Source organism: Vibrio sp. S/42/10, assembly GCF_029890535.1.
GTDB lineage: Bacteria > Pseudomonadota > Gammaproteobacteria > Enterobacterales > Vibrionaceae > Vibrio > Vibrio cyclitrophicus.
Genome location: NZ_JAKMZC010000022.1, coordinates 1 through 16,343 on the forward strand (window position 1 = coordinate 1; position 16,343 = coordinate 16,343).

Annotated in this window: 15 protein-coding genes and 1 pseudogene; 8 read left to right on the top strand and 8 right to left on the bottom strand. The window is 43.8% G+C overall.

The window, feature by feature from the left end; all coding sequences use genetic code 11:
• Together L8S15_RS21870 and L8S15_RS19145 are read right to left on the bottom strand one after the other, a co-directional pair.
• Positions 1-81: pseudogene (locus L8S15_RS21870) on the bottom strand (helix-turn-helix domain-containing protein); the annotation flags it as partial.
• A 154-nt stretch (positions 82-235) separates the two neighbouring features.
• Complete coding sequence (locus tag L8S15_RS19145; RefSeq protein WP_010438518.1) at positions 236-1,153, bottom strand: dienelactone hydrolase family protein; 918 nt, start codon at positions 1,151-1,153, stop codon at positions 236-238.
• Between the two features lie 190 nt (positions 1,154-1,343).
• Here L8S15_RS19145 and L8S15_RS19150 point away from each other — a divergent pair, with 190 nt between their 5' ends.
• Both L8S15_RS19150 and L8S15_RS19155 read left to right on the top strand, forming a co-directional pair.
• On the top strand, positions 1,344-2,126 hold the full coding sequence (locus tag L8S15_RS19150) for a sulfite exporter TauE/SafE family protein (RefSeq protein ID WP_016768678.1): 783 nt from the start codon (positions 1,344-1,346) through the stop codon (positions 2,124-2,126).
• Between the two features lie 268 nt (positions 2,127-2,394).
• Positions 2,395-2,586, top strand: a complete 192-nt coding sequence (locus tag L8S15_RS19155; RefSeq protein WP_010438515.1) for a hypothetical protein — start codon at positions 2,395-2,397, stop codon at positions 2,584-2,586.
• Between the two features lie 146 nt (positions 2,587-2,732).
• On the opposite strand, the gene L8S15_RS19160 is transcribed toward L8S15_RS19155, so the two are convergent.
• On the bottom strand, positions 2,733-3,146 hold the full coding sequence (locus L8S15_RS19160; RefSeq protein WP_010438513.1) for a VF530 family DNA-binding protein: 414 nt from the start codon (positions 3,144-3,146) through the stop codon (positions 2,733-2,735).
• 338 nt (positions 3,147-3,484) lie between these two features.
• Between L8S15_RS19160 and L8S15_RS19165 the strand changes: the two genes are divergently transcribed.
• Positions 3,485-3,592, top strand: a complete 108-nt coding sequence (locus L8S15_RS19165) for a hypothetical protein (RefSeq protein ID WP_016791272.1) — start codon at positions 3,485-3,487, stop codon at positions 3,590-3,592.
• Between the two features lie 138 nt (positions 3,593-3,730).
• Here the strand turns inward: L8S15_RS19165 and gnd are convergent, their stop codons facing one another.
• From gnd to L8S15_RS19190, 5 genes are all read right to left on the bottom strand, one after another.
• Positions 3,731-5,179: a decarboxylating NADP(+)-dependent phosphogluconate dehydrogenase gene (gene gnd, locus L8S15_RS19170; protein WP_004733587.1), complete on the bottom strand. Its 1,449-nt coding sequence runs from the start codon at positions 5,177-5,179 to the stop codon at positions 3,731-3,733.
• Positions 5,180-5,208: 29 nt separating this feature from the next.
• On the bottom strand, positions 5,209-5,925 hold the full coding sequence (pgl, locus tag L8S15_RS19175; protein ID WP_016768676.1) for a 6-phosphogluconolactonase: 717 nt from the start codon (positions 5,923-5,925) through the stop codon (positions 5,209-5,211).
• Positions 5,922-7,424, bottom strand: a complete 1,503-nt coding sequence (gene zwf / locus L8S15_RS19180; RefSeq protein WP_010438503.1) for a glucose-6-phosphate dehydrogenase — start codon at positions 7,422-7,424, stop codon at positions 5,922-5,924. Before zwf ends, pgl begins: the two co-directional genes overlap by 4 nt.
• Before the next feature lie 437 nt (positions 7,425-7,861).
• Positions 7,862-8,557: a response regulator gene (locus tag L8S15_RS19185; protein ID WP_280574705.1), complete on the bottom strand. Its 696-nt coding sequence runs from the start codon at positions 8,555-8,557 to the stop codon at positions 7,862-7,864.
• Positions 8,558-8,626: 69 nt separating this feature from the next.
• Entirely contained in the window at positions 8,627-10,279 is a 1,653-nt protein-coding gene (locus tag L8S15_RS19190; protein WP_280574706.1) for a sensor histidine kinase, read from the bottom strand.
• A gap of 618 nt (positions 10,280-10,897) precedes the next feature.
• On the opposite strand from L8S15_RS19190, the gene L8S15_RS19195 reads away from it, so the two are divergent.
• From L8S15_RS19195 to L8S15_RS19215, 5 genes are all read left to right on the top strand, one after another.
• The gene (locus tag L8S15_RS19195) at positions 10,898-11,125 is read left to right on the top strand and encodes a hypothetical protein (RefSeq protein ID WP_010438494.1); all 228 of its coding nucleotides are present in this window, start codon (positions 10,898-10,900) and stop codon (positions 11,123-11,125) included.
• Between the two features lie 373 nt (positions 11,126-11,498).
• Positions 11,499-12,950 (top strand): TolC family protein, encoded by a 1,452-nt coding sequence (locus tag L8S15_RS19200; protein WP_016783920.1) that lies wholly within the window; start codon positions 11,499-11,501, stop codon positions 12,948-12,950.
• Positions 12,951-12,953: 3 nt separating this feature from the next.
• A complete protein-coding gene (locus L8S15_RS19205; RefSeq protein ID WP_280574708.1) occupies positions 12,954-13,928 on the top strand; it encodes an efflux RND transporter periplasmic adaptor subunit in 975 nt (324 codons plus the stop codon).
• Between the two features lie 7 nt (positions 13,929-13,935).
• Positions 13,936-15,168 carry an ABC transporter permease gene (locus L8S15_RS19210; protein WP_136978035.1) on the top strand — a complete coding sequence of 411 codons (1,233 nt, stop codon included), beginning with the start codon at positions 13,936-13,938 and terminating at the stop codon, positions 15,166-15,168.
• Positions 15,165-16,331: an ABC transporter permease gene (locus tag L8S15_RS19215; protein ID WP_136978034.1), complete on the top strand. Its 1,167-nt coding sequence runs from the start codon at positions 15,165-15,167 to the stop codon at positions 16,329-16,331. Before L8S15_RS19210 ends, L8S15_RS19215 begins: the two co-directional genes overlap by 4 nt.
• Positions 16,332-16,343 lie beyond the last annotated feature (12 nt).

Consider the following 16,343-nt stretch of genomic DNA (forward strand, 5'->3'; position numbering starts at 1 on the left):
TTTTGCTAAGTAGAGAGATGACGTGCCATCTAAGTATTGCCTAGCAATGATACATTTTAGCTCTCGGCTATATTTGGACATAAAAAGACCCCCAATAATTGGTGTCCAACTATTGGGGGTCAGTTCAAGACATTTGTCCTGTTAGGGCTTTTTTGATGCACGACCTTCTAACCAACAACTCGTGAGTTATCTATATCATTTGTATGTCGCTTCAATTCATCAAGCTCACATGCTTCTAAACGCTTAGATGCTCCTTAAAGAATGTTAAGCTACGACTCCAAGCCAGTTCGGCCTCTTGTTCGGCATAACGCCCTGTCGAATCGTTATGAAAGCCATGGTTCACACCTTCGTAAACGTAAGCGGTGTAATCAACTTCATTCAGTTTTAGACGTTTCTCATAATCCGGCCATGTACTGTTTACTCTCTTGTCTAACTCAGCAAACTGAAGCATCAGCGGGCCTTTCACTCTTTCGCGAATTTCATCAGCCGCAGGTGTACCATAGAAAGGCACTCCAGCATTGAGCTTTTCAGGTATCGTAGCAGCAAGCATGTTTACCACATAACCACCATAACAGAAGCCAACCGCACCAAGTTTCCCATTGCTGAGTTCATGATCTTTCAAGAACAGCGCAGCTGCTATGAAGTCCTCTTCAAGCTTAGACTTGTCCATTCCTTTCTGCATGCTTCTCCCTTCATCATCGTTTCCTGGGTAACCACCGATAGGGAATAAAGCGTCAGGTGCAAACGCAATGAAACCTTGCGCAGCTAAGCGCCTCGCAACATCTTTGATGTACGGGTTTAGACCTCTGTTCTCATGCACCACAAGAACAACGGGAGCCGTACCTTGAAGATCTTTAGGTACAACCAAATAACCTTGGCACTCTCCATGCCCCTTGGGAGACGAAAACTGAGCGTAGCTCGCCGTTATAGAAGGATCGTTAAATGAAACTTGCTCGGCGAGTGCGTAATTAGGAATCAAAGCACTGGTTAATGTGGACATAGTAAAACCAAGTACAGCAAGGCCACCAAGCCTACGCATAAATTCTCTTCTGTCGATTACCCCATGAGCATATTCGTCATACCAATCAAAAGCTTCCTGGGGGATAGGTCTTTGATCTTGTCCTAAATTCGCGTTTTTAACTCGTTTTTCCATTGTCATTCCCTTGTTCAAAAATAAAAAGTCACAGATTTATGATTATAGACTGTGACAATTAGTTCAATTTACATTCTCATCAAACGAAACGTCTTCTATGAAAGATCATATATTTAATAAACAAAATAAATACTTAGTGATAGTCTAGTCACAATTCCGTTACAAAATAACCAGAAGGAACGAAATTATAATGCAACTCGATTGGTCTTTGCTTTTGGATTTGCTCATCTTATTTACAGCAGGTGTTAGCGGTGGTGTACTTAACTCCATCGCTGGTGGCGGCAGTTTCATCACATTTCCAGCTCTGTTATTCGCTGGTGTCCCTCCGATAGCCGCTAATGCGACCAACACTTTTGCCTCATGTGCGGGCTACATCAGTGGTGCATATGCACTTAGACACGAGATTAAATCAGGTACTAAGCAGCTCAAGATCGTCATCACTTTGTGTGTAGTTGGTGGGGGTATCGGTGCGTTTTTATTGCTACACACACCAGAAGCATTGTTTACTCAATCCGTTCCTTGGTTACTGCTTTTTGCAGCACTTCTTTTTACTTTCGGTGGAACACTAAATCAATGGCTTAAGAAACTCACAGCTAAACACAAACACGCCAACAGCGCTGGAGCATTATTTTCTGCTTTGATGTTACTTATCGTGTGTGTTTATGGTGGTTATTTTAATGCAGGATTAGGCATTGTGACATTGAGTTACTTGGCACTGGCTGGATATACCAATATCAATGTGATGAATGGCATCAAACTGTTGGTGTCGGCATGCGCGTCACTCGCGGCAATCGTGTTCTTTATCGTGAATGGTTCGATTGATTGGCCATCAGGCATAGCTGTATTATTTGGGACATTGGTCGGTGGTTACTATTCAGCTAAAATCTCTCGTCGTATCCCACAACAGTATGTCCGTACTACTGTGATCATCGCTAGCTTTTTGATCACCGCTTACTTCTTCTATGCTAACTAGGTTTTATATCAACTAGCTTTTATTCAAACTACTTCGTACAGTAATCACGCCTTTCGTTAGCAAAACACAACGTAAACCGTTAAGCATGAAGAAGTGACAAATCCCCTCAATTGGTTATTTTACGCCCTATAAAATAGCCAAGCTAAAATGTGTGAGGCGAGTTTGTCAATTAGTAAATTTGATAACAATTTAGACTGTTTTTTAGCCTTTATTCCAATAGACATGGGATAATTCTCCTGTCGAAAGTGAGACTTCATTAGGAGGCGTTATGAACATTAAACTCGGTCATGTCATGTCATCAAGTCGACTCATTTGCTTTGTCGCTTTTCTTGCTGCCACATTCGCGTGGATCCTAAAGATGCCCGCTCTGTTTTCTGTGTCAGCGCTATTCTTACTGATCAGCGCCATTGTCTATGTCGTTGACCTTTGGAAGAATCAAAGAAAGCACCGCGAAGCTTAAGGCTCAAGAACAATAAGCTTTAGACGGATTTAATAGTTATACGTATAAAAAAGGAGCGCTTAGGCTCCTTTTGTGTTTTTCGCTTGTCTAATTATACGCTTTATCTAACGGCGGCTAACAATGCCATTTTTTAAAGACGGCTCTTGCTAACGGCGAAAGTTACGACCGTTACCGCCTCGGCGTTCTTTAAATGCAGATGCAGCTTTAGCTTGAGAAGCGTGGATAGACTCAACCGTCAACTCCATTGGTTCACGAGGTTCTAACCCGTGACGGAACGTGCGTGAGCGTGGTGGCATCTGATACTCAATATCTGAAGCTTTAGGCATACGCTTAAAACGGTAAAGGTAGAAGTTTTCAACCTTCTCACGAGCCCATTCTGTCTTCTTCAGGTATTTAACCGCACTTGCTACCGTTGGTTTAGTATTAAAGCAGTTCATGCGCATTGCTGCATCCAAAATTTCCCAACCATAGTGATCGACTAACTCAGTAATCATGGTTTCAAGCTTTAAGCCATGTAGAGGGTTGTTTTGTTGCAGTTCGATTCTTTCTTCTTCAGTCATAACATTACCTTTTTCAAGGCAGCTCACGGCCTTGAATATACTCTAGAACACCGTCATCACTGACCGCTTCTAGCTCAATCATTTGGGCATTATTTCCATTGCCCTTGTTTATGTCTTTATGATGGCATAAAGCATGTGCGTTATCCTATTTATCTTTTCATTTAATTTTAAAATGGTTATTTAACGTCCAGATCATCATTAACAGCACTTTAGTTAAGCAATAGCGCATACGCTATTAACTGGCAGACGTATTCGATGCGTTAATGAGTAAAAGAGCCTATAAACACGCTTGGTCACTGAATGAGGTGATGGCCTATATAGAAGCAAACACTGGTTGAATGTTTGACCCAGAGTGGGTTGAAGCGCCTAAACAAAACCTAGACAGCTTTATGTCCATTCGAGATCAATACAACGACGATGTACAACCACATATCATGACCGCCTAAGCGATAATTAGTTGTGTGTTTGAAGTGACCATCTAAAAATACGCAAACCAACAAAAAAGGATGCCACTGAGGCATCCTTTTGTTTTCTAGTTTGCAGCTGAAAGAACAAATTTGTTCTCTACTGATTCTAACTAACGATTATACGTCGTAAGTTGTAGAAGCAGTGTCGCCGCCTGTACCAGTCCAGTTTGTGTGGAAGAATTCACCACGTGGACGGTCAGTACGCTCGTAAGTGTGAGCACCGAAGTAGTCACGTTGAGCTTGTAGAAGGTTCGCTGGAAGACGAGCTGTTGTGTAGCCGTCTAGGAACGTTAGTGCAGAAGTCATACATGGCATTGGGATGCCTGATTCCATAGACTTAGCTGCAACTTTACGCCAAGCGCCCATGCAGTTGTCTAGGATGCCTTTGAAGTATGCATCTGAACCTAGGAATGCGATCTCTGGGTTCGCTTCATAAGCATCACGAATGTTGCCTAGGAATGCAGAACGGATGATACAACCGCCACGCCACATAAGTGCAACGTTACCGTAGTTTAAATCCCAGCCGTTTTCGTTCGACGCTTCACGCATTAGCATGAAACCTTGAGCGTAAGAGATGATCTTAGAAGCCAGTAGAGCCTGACGGATTGCATCAACCCACTCTTGCTTATCGCCTTCAACTGGAGCAACTGTCTTGCCGAACAGTTTCTCAGCTTCAACACGTTGATCTTTAAGTGCAGATAGGCAACGAGAGAATACAGACTCAGTGATTAGAGTCAGTGGGATACCCATGTCTAGTGCATTGATGCCTGTCCATTTGCCCGTACCTTTTTGGCCAGCAGTGTCTAGGATCTTCTCAACTAGTGCTTCACCGTCTTCATCTTTGTAGCCAAGGATGTCAGCAGTGATTTCTACTAGGTAGCTATCTAGCTCAGTTTTGTTCCAGTCAGCAAATACAGCCTGCATTTCGTCGTGGTTCATACCTAGGCCATCTTTCATGAACTGGTATGCTTCAGTGATAAGCTGCATGTCACCGTATTCGATGCCATTGTGAACCATCTTAACGAAGTGACCAGCACCGTCGTTACCAACCCAATCACAGCAAGGCTCACCTGCGTCAGTTTTCGCAGAGATACCTTGGAAGATAGGCTTAACCGCTTCCCAAGCTTCAGGAGAACCGCCTGGCATGATAGAAGGACCGAAACGAGCGCCTTCTTCACCACCAGAAACACCCGTACCGATGAAGTGGATGCCTTTCTCGCGAAGAGCAGCAACACGACGGTTAGTGTCTGGGAAGTTAGTGTTACCACCATCAATGATGATGTCGCCTTTGTCTAGAAGTGGTACAAGCTTGTCGATGAACGTGTCTACAACGTCACCAGCACGAACCATAAGCATCACTTTACGTGGCGCTTCTAGCTTCTCAACTAGCTCTTCTAGAGAGTATGCACCAACAATGTTAGTACCTTTAGCTGGGCCTTCTAGGAACTCGTCTACTTTCGCAGCAGTACGGTTGTGAGCCACAACTTTGAAGCCGTGGTCGTTCATGTTTAGGATAAGGTTCTGACCCATTACTGCTAGGCCAATTACACCGATATCACCTTTCATTATTTATATCTCCTTGCGGCTATTCGCACTTATGCGATAGCACTTGCTGCATTTGAATCTAGGAACCACTCTGTTTCGCCAGTTTTAGACTGGATTTTCGCTGCCGGGTAAGGCAGTTCTGAAGCAGGAGTTGTATGAATTTCTTTAACGATCTCGACTTTACCTGCGCCAAGCACTAGGTAGCTGATTCGTTTTGCTGCTTCTAAAACTTTCGCTGTTTTAGAAATACGGATCTGACCCGACTCTGGGTGAGAAGCTAATACAGATAGGTTCTCATCTTGGTAGTCAGTTACACCCGGGAATAATGAAGCTGTGTGGCCGTCTGCGCCAACACCTAGCAGAATCCAATCGAATACAGGCGTGCCGTTTTCAGTTGGAATCACGTCTGCCATCTCTTTTGCGAAACGCTCAGCTTCTGCTTTAGGCTCATCTTCACCACGGATGCGGTGGATGTTCTCTGCCGGAACGTTCACGTTTGAGAAAAGCAGCGCATTCGCTTCGCCGAAGTTGCTTTCAGCGTCATCTGGTGCCACGCAACGTTCGTCGCCCCACCAAAAATGAAGGTTATTCCATTGAATGCCTTCTGCGTACGGTGCTTCAGCTAAAAGCTTGAAAAGCATTTTTGGCGTGCTGCCACCCGACAGTGAAATGTGAACAGGTTTACCCAGCTCGCTGTAAGCTTTCATTTCGTTTGCTAGGTTTTCAACGACCAGTTCAGGCGTTGCAAAGATCTTGTGATTGATCATAGTTCGCAGTAATCCGTGTCTGTTAAGTTCTTGCATGGGAAGCGCCATGCGCGGCCATCACGTTGCAGAAGCTCATCGGCTTCTTGTGGGCCCCAAGTACCACAAGCATAGCCAAACAGTGCTTGAGGGTCTTGCTTGAAGTCTAAGATTGGTTGAACGTACTTCCAACATGCTTCTACTGCATCGGTACGTGCGAACAGAGTCGCATCACCGTTCAGTGCATCAAGAAGAAGACGCTCATAAGCTGTTAGCATCTGAGTTTCAGGCAAGTCAGAGTAAGAGAAGTTCATTTTCACTTCTTTAGCTTTGAAGCCTGCACCTGGCTCTTTCAAACCAAAGCTCATTTGAATACCTTCATCCGGTTGAATACGGATAATCAGCTTATTCTCTGGTGCATCTTGACCAAATACTGGGTGTGGTGTGTTCTTAAAGTGAATCACGATTTCAGTCACACGTGTCGGCAAGCGTTTACCAGTACGTACGTAGAAAGGAACACCATTCCAACGCCAGTTGTTGATGTGTGCTTTAAGACCAATGTACGTCTCAGTACGAGAGTCATCCGCAACACCCGGCTCTTCACGGTAACCAAGCAACTGCTGGCCGCGAACGTCTGACGCTGTGTATTGACCTAGCACTAAATCTTTACGCAGGTCGTCTTCTTCTAGCGGTTTGAGACACTGAAGAACTTTAACCACTTCGTCACGAATAGAATCAGCATTAATTTGAGCTGGTGGCTCCATACCAACCATTGCTAGCACTTGTAGCAGGTGGTTTTGGAACATGTCACGAACTGCGCCAGAACCGTCGTAGTATCCGCCACGCTCTTCAACGCCAAGGAACTCAGCACCTGTGATTTCAACGTATTCAATAAAGTTACGGTTCCACAGTGGTTCAAACATCGCGTTTGAGAAACGAAGCACTAGAAGGTTTTGTACCGTCTCTTTACCAAGGTAATGGTCGATACGGTAGATCTGGTGTTCTTGGAAGTGATGATGGATCTCTTCATCCAATGCTTGAGCTGATGCTAAGTCGTAACCAAATGGTTTCTCGATGATCAGGCGACGCCAGCCGTTCTTTTCATCGTTCAGGCCATGCGCAGCAAGGTTTGCTGGAATCACACCGTACAGGCTTGGTGGGGTTGCCAAGTAGAACAATGTGTTATGGTTTTCGAATTGGTAGTCTTGCTCAAGCTTGTCTAGACGTTGTGCTAAACGAGCGTAGTCGTCTACATCTGAAGTGTTGATCGCTTGGTAATGCAGATGTTCAATAAATGCATTCAGCGTCTCTGGCTCAGTTTTTTCCATTTCCTGAAGAGACTTCTTCAGCTTCTCACGGTAAGACTCATCGCTGTACTCAGTACGGCTCACTCCAAGAATCGCAAAGGATTCTGGTAGTTGATTGCTAGCATACAGGTGGTACAAAGCAGGAATTAACTTACGGTAAGTCAGATCTCCCGACGCACCAAAAATAACGATGCTGCTGTTTTCAGGTATTACCATCATCTTTCCTATAAAAACAAGGTTTTTAGTATTCGCCAAAGGTATCAGCGACATACGAAAATTGATAATAGGTCTTAACTATTACATCAATAGCGAGAGCCTATTACACTTGAGAATGCGTTTGGTAAACGAGGGTGAATGCTATCACCTCTATTCGGGTCAGTATTGTCTATGAGTATTTGATTTACATCAACCACTGTGAAGGCAATCGATTAAATATTGACTCATTTCGAACGAATTCTATTCAACACCCGGGCTCACAAAGCCTGAGATAGCCGTAAATCGGCATTCTCAAACATTGTAGTCAAGAAAGAACGGTATCTGGTCGGTGGAGTGAATAATAGGAAATGGAGAGAAAGGCAAAACCAGCCTATTCAACTGGCTTTATATTTATTTGACAGCATCGCGTTTGTCTTTGTGACTTGTTGTCGCTAAATCTATCTTCTAGCTTTGTTGTAGCAGCGTTCTGGGCGGCCTACTGACCCGTAATTTAAGTCAGCCACTAACTCGCCAGTCGTGATTAGAAATTCCAAATATCGTCGAGCAGTGGTTCGACTCGCTCCAATCCGTTCACCGGCCTCGTCAGCAGTGATGTTAACAGAATCAGTTTGTTGGAAAATTGCTCTAATCTTATCCAATGTAACACCATCAATACCCTTGGGTAGGGTTGATACTTTTCCTGAGTCCGCTTTGGCATTAGCTTGCAACATCTTATCCACCAAACCTTGGTTAAGATCCGATACACTTTCAAACTCTTGCTGTTGTGATTGGTACTTTTTCAGCGCGGCTTCTAAGCGAGGAAACATCACTGGCTTAAGCAGATAGTCAACCACTCCGCCGCGCATTGCTTGTTGCAATGTATCGACGTCACGAGCGGCTGTAATTAAGATCACATCACAACCTTGGTTGCTGCCACGCACGTAATTTAGAATATCGAGCCCGCACCCATCAGGTAAATACACATCCAGAAGCACTAGATCGGGCTTTAAAATATCCAATTGCATTAACGCTTCAGGTTGTGTGGTCGCTATACCGATCACATCAAAGCCCCCCATCTGTTCTAAATAACGATGGTGCAACTCTGCAATCGCAATATCATCTTCAATGACCATGACTCTCGTGATTGCCTTCATTTATGTTCTTCCTTTAACCATTGTATTCCTGTCACGTTGCTCTTCACTCGATCGCTTCATACTCAATTATTATTGTTCTTCTTTCGGCAAATACACCGTCATGCGTGACCCAAAATCGGGATTATCAATCATTTCTAGCAGCCCTTGATAGCGGTCAGCAAGCTGCTTAATAAGATACAAACCGACACCTCGGTTCTGCTTGGCTTTGCTTGATACACCTTTTTCGGTTAGTGCATCAGTCGCCAAATGCTTTGGCAAACCACATCCTTTATCTTCTACTTCAACAATGATTTCATTACCAAAATCACTGATCGATACAACGATTACTCGGCGAACTGGTGTTATTTGCCCTTCTTGTTTAATCGCCATCATGGTGGCATCAAAAGCGTTATCAATGAGGTTACCGAGAATAGTGACAACGTCATCGGCGTTTAGTCGACTTGGTAGCGCTTCTAATCTTGAGCCTTCTTCAACTTTCAACTCCAGGCCAATCTCACGCGCTCGCTCAGTTTTACCTAACAACATGCCGGCAATCAGCGGATCCTTCACCGTTTCTCTTAAGAACTCGATGAGGCTTTGATAGTGCGCCGTTTCTTGACCAATCAATTGCTGAACCGATTCCAACTCTCCCATCTGAATCAAGCCACTGATCGTGTTGAGCTTGTTCTGATGTTCGTGTGTTTGAGAACGCAATAGGTCGGCGTACTCTTTGGTTTGAGACAATTGGTCTGTTAAGTCATTAATTTCATCCCTTAAACGGAAACTAGAAACCGCTCCAACCACTTCACCAGCAACAACAATCGGACTTCGGTTTGCAATAATTCGCTTATTATTGAGGTACAGCTCGACATCATGGTCCGTGTCGCCGGTTGATAACAGGTGTTCTAAGTCACTGCCCGCCAACACATCAGAAAGGCGCTGTTGATTGAGTGCTGAGTCCCTATCTATAGACAAAATATCGCAGGCACTTTTGTTTATTGAACGTAAAATACCGTTCTTATCGATACTTAAGATGCCCTCTTTCACTGTACTCATGGTCACATCAAGTTCAACGTACAATCGACCAATTTCTTCAGGTTCAAACCCCAAAATAGAACGTTGAAAACGACGAGATACGTAGCTTGAGATCACAGCATTAACTGCAACCACCAGCAACGCCATTACAATCAAAAAGGCCAAGTAAGGTTCAATTCGATCTTGCAAAGAATCCAATAGATAACCAACTGAAACCACACCTATGACCGCGCCTTGCTGATCCTTAACCGCCGACTTACCACGAACAGAAAAACCAAGCGAACCTTTAGCCGTCGAGACATAAGATTCACCTAGTGCGAGCGCCCTTTGATTGTCGCCACCGCGCATTGGTTTACCGAGCCTGTCGTCATAAGGATGAACCAAGCGAATGCCTTTTTCGTCGCCTACAACAATAAAGGCCGCGCCAATAAGTTGGGTAAGGTTTCGAAATTTAACTTGGGTTTCTTGAGACAGAGAATAAGGAGCGCCATCAGGAGCTAAAGACTGTTTATCTTGGAGAATACTGGCGACAAGTGGCGATTCAGACAGAAATTCAGCAACACCGAGTGCTTTCAAACCCATCTCTTGTTCTTGAGATTGTTTGATATACGAAAAACCCGCAGCTGAAAGTATCAACAGTTCAACGAGGCCAGTGACCGTCATGATAATCAGCAACCTTTTTCTGAAGCTGATACTACTCCATTTCATATAAAATCGTCCCTAATGCTAACGATTAATGTTAACACCAAGTTAATCAAATGACCTTTTCACCTATACGAATTTGTGACTGTTACTCAACTAAATAATTGACCCGATTATTAATTGATATTACTTTACGTTATACCGCTCAAAAAACTGCTCATTTTTAGAACTGATTAGCTTAAAAAGGCAAATAAACGAATAAATATTGAGCTAGATCACTAAGGTTTTAGGTGTTTTTTAGGTTGTTCAAAACAAATACAATTATAATAGTTGCATATGAAGAAATTTATTGTTGCCAAGCTATCCGTCGCCTTTTAAAGACTGCTATCTCAATCGAAATTCGGTTAACAAAAGAGCAACAATTATTTACTCACTGGACGTGCAAATAATAATAAGTTGCTTGCTCGCCTCGACGTATGCTGAACGAACTGGATCATCTATAGATATCTAAACATATAGAGACTTAAGCATACAGCTGACTGGCATGACAACACAGGGAGCTGATAAAAATCAGTTGACCACGATTAAGCACTGGTAAGCAGGGTGTGTCGCCCAGTAGCACTGTCCAACAGACATAGGATAAAAAACATAACGTATAAACATTGTTGAAAAGGAAACCAGACAATGAAACGCGATAATTTTGGAATTTGCCTGACTAAGGCGATGCTGTTTAATAACTTACAATCTACTTTTACTCATGTAAGAGCCTATGAGAAAGACGAGACATCCCCACTCGACTTAAAAGTGTTGTTAGCTTTCCCGCAAATGTCAGGCAGAGATTTACTGCAAACTATGCAAGGTTCAAGACAACTAGTGTGGCGTGCCGACCACCATTGTCCAAGCTTTAAATAGACCGCTTCATTTTGTAACAAATACCTCTATACTGAATGTAAAGAGCACGCTTTGCCGTGCTCTTTTCGTATTATTTGTCTCTGGGACCATACACTTAACCTTATCCACACCAAGTTAACGAATGGTATTAATTTTTGCTGATGTGCTAATGTGAAACTATCTGTGTATATTTGTCTCTCTATAGCGGTAGCTGTCTCTCTATAATGATTCGCTTCTAATTTCTAAGAGCTCGTGATTTAGTCGGCGTTTTCGGTTTATAGAAAGAATCTGTTTATAAAAAGAACGTGTATATATAGCGACAATCTGTTCAAGACAAATGATGATCGCCCTGTTAATATTAGAGTTAATACTCTAAATTGGTAAATGAGTTCAGATGACTAAACCGAAATTCCGATGCCTTGCAATTGCCAGTATTCTTATCGGTACTATCAGTTCGCCAAGCTACGCAGCCCCACTCTCTTTTACTGAAGCGTGGCAAATACTCCAAGAGAACAACAACTCTCTTGCCGCTCAACAAGCCAATGTTGAGCGTTATCAGCACCTTCAAAACTCAACGAGTAGCCTCAACTTGCCTTCTATCACCTTAGGGGCTAACTACACGCACCTCGATAGTGACGTAACCATCAATGGCGAACAGTTTGCCGATAGCTTGAGTGGCGTACCAGCAGGTTTGTCTGGCATTGGAGCCGCGCTTCCTGGGTTAACTTCAGCTCTCGGTGGCATCACCTCTACTATTACCGAGCAAGACATCTTTAGTTCTTCCATTCGTGCGGTTTGGCCTATTTTTACTGGTGGGCGAATTACCGCTGCGCAAAATGCCGCAGAAGGTAAAAGCGAAGAGGCTCAAAGCCAACTGTTGATGGAAAAGCAGGCTCGTTACGAAGACTTAAGCAAATACTACTTCTCGGTGATCTTAGCGGAAGACGTCGTCAAAACGCGTCAAGCCGTTGAAGCTGGCTTAACTCAGCATCGTGATTTCGCCATCAAACTTGAACAACAAGGACAAATCGCACGAGTAGAACGCTTGCAGGCGGATGCTTCACTAGACAAAGCGGTTGTCGAGCGGACTAAAGCTCAAAACGATCTTAAAATTGCTCAATTAGCGTTAACTCAAATACTTGGCCAAAGCCAAAGTGTTGAACCTTCAGAGCAACTGTTTATCAATAAGAACCTCCCTCATATGGATGTGTTCATTGATCAAACACTCATGACCTACCCTGGCCTTAAGATCCTTGATGCAAAAGAGAAACAAGCAAGCAGCTTAATCAAAGCAGAAAAAGGTAAATACTACCCAGAAGTTTATCTTTACGGTGATTACAGCCTTTATGAAGACGATTCTCTCGCGAGTGAAATGAAACCTGATTGGTTAGTTGGCATTGGTGTCAATGTACCGCTGATTGATACCTCTGGCCGTTCAGATAAAGTCGCAGCAGCTCACAGTGCTGTTTCTCAGGTTCAATTCCTTAAATCACAAGCTAAACAAGACTTAACCGTGTTAGTACAAAAAACCTATCTGGAAGCAAACCAAGCAATTGAAGAGGTTCAAGGCCTCAACTCTAGCTTGTCGTTAGCGCAAGAAAACCTATCGCTCCGTAAAAAGGCATTCACTCAAGGGCTTTCTAACTCATTAGAAGTGGTTGATGCTGAGTTATACCTTGCCAGCATTAAAACACAGCAATCTGCTGCGAGATTCAAATATCTCATCTCTCTTAATAAGCTGTTGGCGCTAACCAGCGAAATGAATGCTTACTCAAGTTACTTAACGTCTTCTGTTTCGTCTGATTTCGATTCAAGAACAGACACCGATAGCCAGTCAAAAGGATAATTCATGAAACCTATTAAGCCCCTTCTTCTATCTTTAGTTAGTATCGGCGTCATTGGCTGGGTCGGATACAGTTTTTATCAAGCTTATCAACCTCAGCCTGTTAAGCTTCAAGGCCAAATCGATGCGCAGCAATACAGTATCTCATCGAAAGTACCTGGCAGAATTGATGAAATATTCGTGCGTAAAGGTGACTCAGTTGAAAAAGGCGAATTGATCTTTTCTCTTCTTAGCCCTGAGATTGACGCGAAGCTAGAGCAAGCAAAAGCCGGTCAGAAAGCCGCTGGTGCATTAGCACAAGAAGCAGAGAATGGCGCGCGTACTCAACAGATCCAAGCAGCCAAAGATCAATGGCTGAAAGCCAAGGCTGCAGCTGATCTGATGGACAAAACGTACCAACGTGTAAACAGCCTTTACAACGATGGCGTTGTCGCAGAACAAAAACGTGATGAAGCCAAAACACAATGGCAAGCCGCAAAATACACTGAAAGTGCCGCATTCCAAATGTACAAATTAGCGCAAGAAGGTGTTCGTGACGAGACTAAGGTGGCTGCTGCTCAAAAAGCATTAATGGCGGCGGGTGCAGTAGCAGAAGTTGAAGCGTACGCAAAAGACACACAGATCCACAGTTGGTTTAATGGTGAAGTATCTCAAGTTCTATTGAGCAGCGGTGAGCTAGCACCACAAGGTTTCCCTGTTGTGACTGTTATCGACACCAACGATGCATGGGCAGTACTCAATGTGCGTGAAGATATGCTTAAGCATTTCGAGAAAGGCAGCCAGTTTGAGGCATACCTACCGGCTTTGGATAAGTCACTAACTTTCCAAGTCACACACATCGCCGTAATGGGTGATTTCGCGACTTGGCGTTCAACAGACGCAGCACAAGGTTTCGACTTACGAACTTTTGAAGTAGAAGCGCAACCTGTCGATACCGGCGAGACACTACGAATGGGTATGAGCCTTGTGGTTGAGCTTTAGGTGACCTATGTCTGCTAACTTCCGATCTACAGGCTCGCAATCAACTGAGCATCACAAAGTGACGAGCCCATTACTAAGGCAATGGGCTATTGTTCGTAAAGATAAATGGTTGTTGTCTTACCTAACTTGGATTCCTTTACTTCTTGCTGCAAGCATTTGGCTTATATTTGCACAAGGTATCGCTCGTGATTTACCGGTGGCTGTTGTTGATCTTGAACACAGCCAAATTTCACAGCAGTTCACGCGCCTCGTTGATGCTTCACCAACACTGCAAGTCACTCAGAAATACAGCTCAGCGAGTGAAGCGGCAAAAGCGATGATCGAACGTGATATCTACGGCTATGTTGTAATACCTAAACACTTTGACCGAGATATTTACCTAGGTTTAAACCCGCAGGTATCCGTGTTCTACAACAGCCAATTTATCTTGATCGGCAAATTAGTGAACTCGGCTCTGCTACAAGCTCAAGGTACGTTTAACGCTCAACTTGAAGTGGTTAAACAACTGTCACTCGGTGATACCACAGTCCAATCAGCATTAGGCCAAGCAGTAACAGTGCAAAGCCAGATCACGCCACTGTTTAACAAGAACAGCAGTTATGCTCAGTTCTTGGTGTCTGCAGTTATTCCTGCACTGTGGCAGATCATGGTTGTGGTCGGCACGATATTAGTTTTAACGGCGAACGTTAGAGCACGTGGCCTTCAAGCTTGGTTATCCAACGCACCTATGAAGTCGCTAACCTCAACATTAATACCTTATGCTGTCTTATTTTTAATGTTTGGTATCGCGTTTAGCTTTTGGTTCTATGCTCTCTTAGACTGGCCATTTAATGGCAGCTTTGTAGCATTGACCATTGCCCAAATACTGACAGTGATCAGTTGTATCATCATGGGTTGTTTGTTTTTCTTCTTAACACTTGATCCTGCAAGGGCGATGAGTTTCGCAGGTGCCTTTACTGCACCGAGTTTCGCGTTCATGGGCATTACCTTTCCAGTGACAGACATGAACACGGCAGCTCAAATTTGGAGAAGCTTACTGCCAGTCAGCCATTACATAGAAGTACAAACGGCACAGTCTAGTTATGGCGTGAGCGCGGCACAATCTTTAATCAGCCTCTCCTCAATGTTGTGGTACGCAGTCCCTGCTTTCGTGGTGATGTTGTTGATTAAGAAACACTTGGCGCAATCACCACGATATATATCGTCAAAACAAGCTGAGCAACGAGGAGTAAAACAATGAGCTTTACTCAACTGCTGAAACAAGAACTGTTAGCGGTACTTCGCAACCCTGTTGTATTGCTCACCGTATTCGGCGGCGTGGTATTTTATTCATTCTTATATCCATTGCCTTACGCAAACCAAGTACCTCAACAGCTTAAAGCGTCCGTTGTGAATCTGGATAAGAGCCATAGCAGCTACCAATTAGAACGTATGGTAGATGCCACCTCTCAGATCGAATTGGTACGTCGAGATTCCTCTATCGCCGATGCTAAACAAGCCGTACTTAATCAGGAGATTGGCGGATTTCTCGTCATTCCAGAAGACTTCTATAAAGACTTGCTGCTCGGTAAAAGCCCGACGCTTTCTTATGCTGGTGACGCATCTTACTTCTTGGTCTACGGGACAATTGTTGAAGGCCTAGCTAAGGCAGGAGGCACGTTAGCTGCGCAAGTTAAGGTTAGTCACTTGTTAGTCGAAGGTGTGCCTTTAGAATCCGCTGCCAAAGGCTACAGTGCATTTAGCTTAAACCTAAAACCAACCTTCAATAGTCGCATGGGATACATTGATTACGTGGTTCCTGCTGTTTTTGTGTTGATCCTGCAACAAACCTTAGCCATGGCTTCAGGTTTAGTTGGTGCAACCCAAAACGCGCAATCAACGTTTGGCTATTGGAGTAAGATCTCTTCGGCGAAACTGATACTTGCTCGTTGTTGTACATTAATCGGCATCTATTACTTGTTATCGATGTATTACTTCGGTGCAAGCTTTTCGATGTATGGGATAAATTTGCTCGCCTCAATGACACAAATTTTGACCTTACTACTGCCCTTCTTATTGGCCAGTTGTTTAGTCGGGATTCTTATCGGTGAGTTGGTTCCAAGAAGAGAATTAGTCACGGTCGTAGTGTTAATTAGCTCAATGCCACTCATTTTCTCTTCAGGCTTTATTTGGCCAGTTGAGATGATGCCTGAGTGGTTCGTACTACTATCACAGTTATTCCCGAGCACACCTGCAATCCAAGGTTTCTTAGCGCTTAATCAGATGGGTGCATCTTGGCAAGAAATAGCACCTCAATGGACGCTGTTATGGGGACAGGTTCTACTATGGGGATCGTTATTGGCACTTAAGCTTTTTCATAAATCGAGTAAAAGCCTAAGTCGTTCAGAGGCGCCCATCACGTAGATGTGTCAATCA

Coding starts and splice junctions, on each gene's coding strand:
- L8S15_RS19145 (WP_010438518.1), bottom strand. CDS start 1,153: ATGGAAAAACGAGTTAAAAACGCGAATTTAGGACAAGATCAAAGACCT.
- L8S15_RS19150 (WP_016768678.1), top strand. CDS start 1,344: ATGCAACTCGATTGGTCTTTGCTTTTGGATTTGCTCATCTTATTTACA.
- L8S15_RS19155 (WP_010438515.1), top strand. CDS start 2,395: ATGAACATTAAACTCGGTCATGTCATGTCATCAAGTCGACTCATTTGC.
- L8S15_RS19160 (WP_010438513.1), bottom strand. CDS start 3,146: ATGACTGAAGAAGAAAGAATCGAACTGCAACAAAACAACCCTCTACAT.
- L8S15_RS19165 (WP_016791272.1), top strand. CDS start 3,485: ATGTTTGACCCAGAGTGGGTTGAAGCGCCTAAACAAAACCTAGACAGC.
- gnd (WP_004733587.1), bottom strand. CDS start 5,179: ATGAAAGGTGATATCGGTGTAATTGGCCTAGCAGTAATGGGTCAGAAC.
- pgl (WP_016768676.1), bottom strand. CDS start 5,925: ATGATCAATCACAAGATCTTTGCAACGCCTGAACTGGTCGTTGAAAAC.
- zwf (WP_010438503.1), bottom strand. CDS start 7,424: ATGGTAATACCTGAAAACAGCAGCATCGTTATTTTTGGTGCGTCGGGA.
- L8S15_RS19185 (WP_280574705.1), bottom strand. CDS start 8,557: ATGAAGGCAATCACGAGAGTCATGGTCATTGAAGATGATATTGCGATT.
- L8S15_RS19190 (WP_280574706.1), bottom strand. CDS start 10,279: ATGAAATGGAGTAGTATCAGCTTCAGAAAAAGGTTGCTGATTATCATG.
- L8S15_RS19195 (WP_010438494.1), top strand. CDS start 10,898: ATGAAACGCGATAATTTTGGAATTTGCCTGACTAAGGCGATGCTGTTT.
- L8S15_RS19200 (WP_016783920.1), top strand. CDS start 11,499: ATGACTAAACCGAAATTCCGATGCCTTGCAATTGCCAGTATTCTTATC.
- L8S15_RS19205 (WP_280574708.1), top strand. CDS start 12,954: ATGAAACCTATTAAGCCCCTTCTTCTATCTTTAGTTAGTATCGGCGTC.
- L8S15_RS19210 (WP_136978035.1), top strand. CDS start 13,936: ATGTCTGCTAACTTCCGATCTACAGGCTCGCAATCAACTGAGCATCAC.
- L8S15_RS19215 (WP_136978034.1), top strand. CDS start 15,165: ATGAGCTTTACTCAACTGCTGAAACAAGAACTGTTAGCGGTACTTCGC.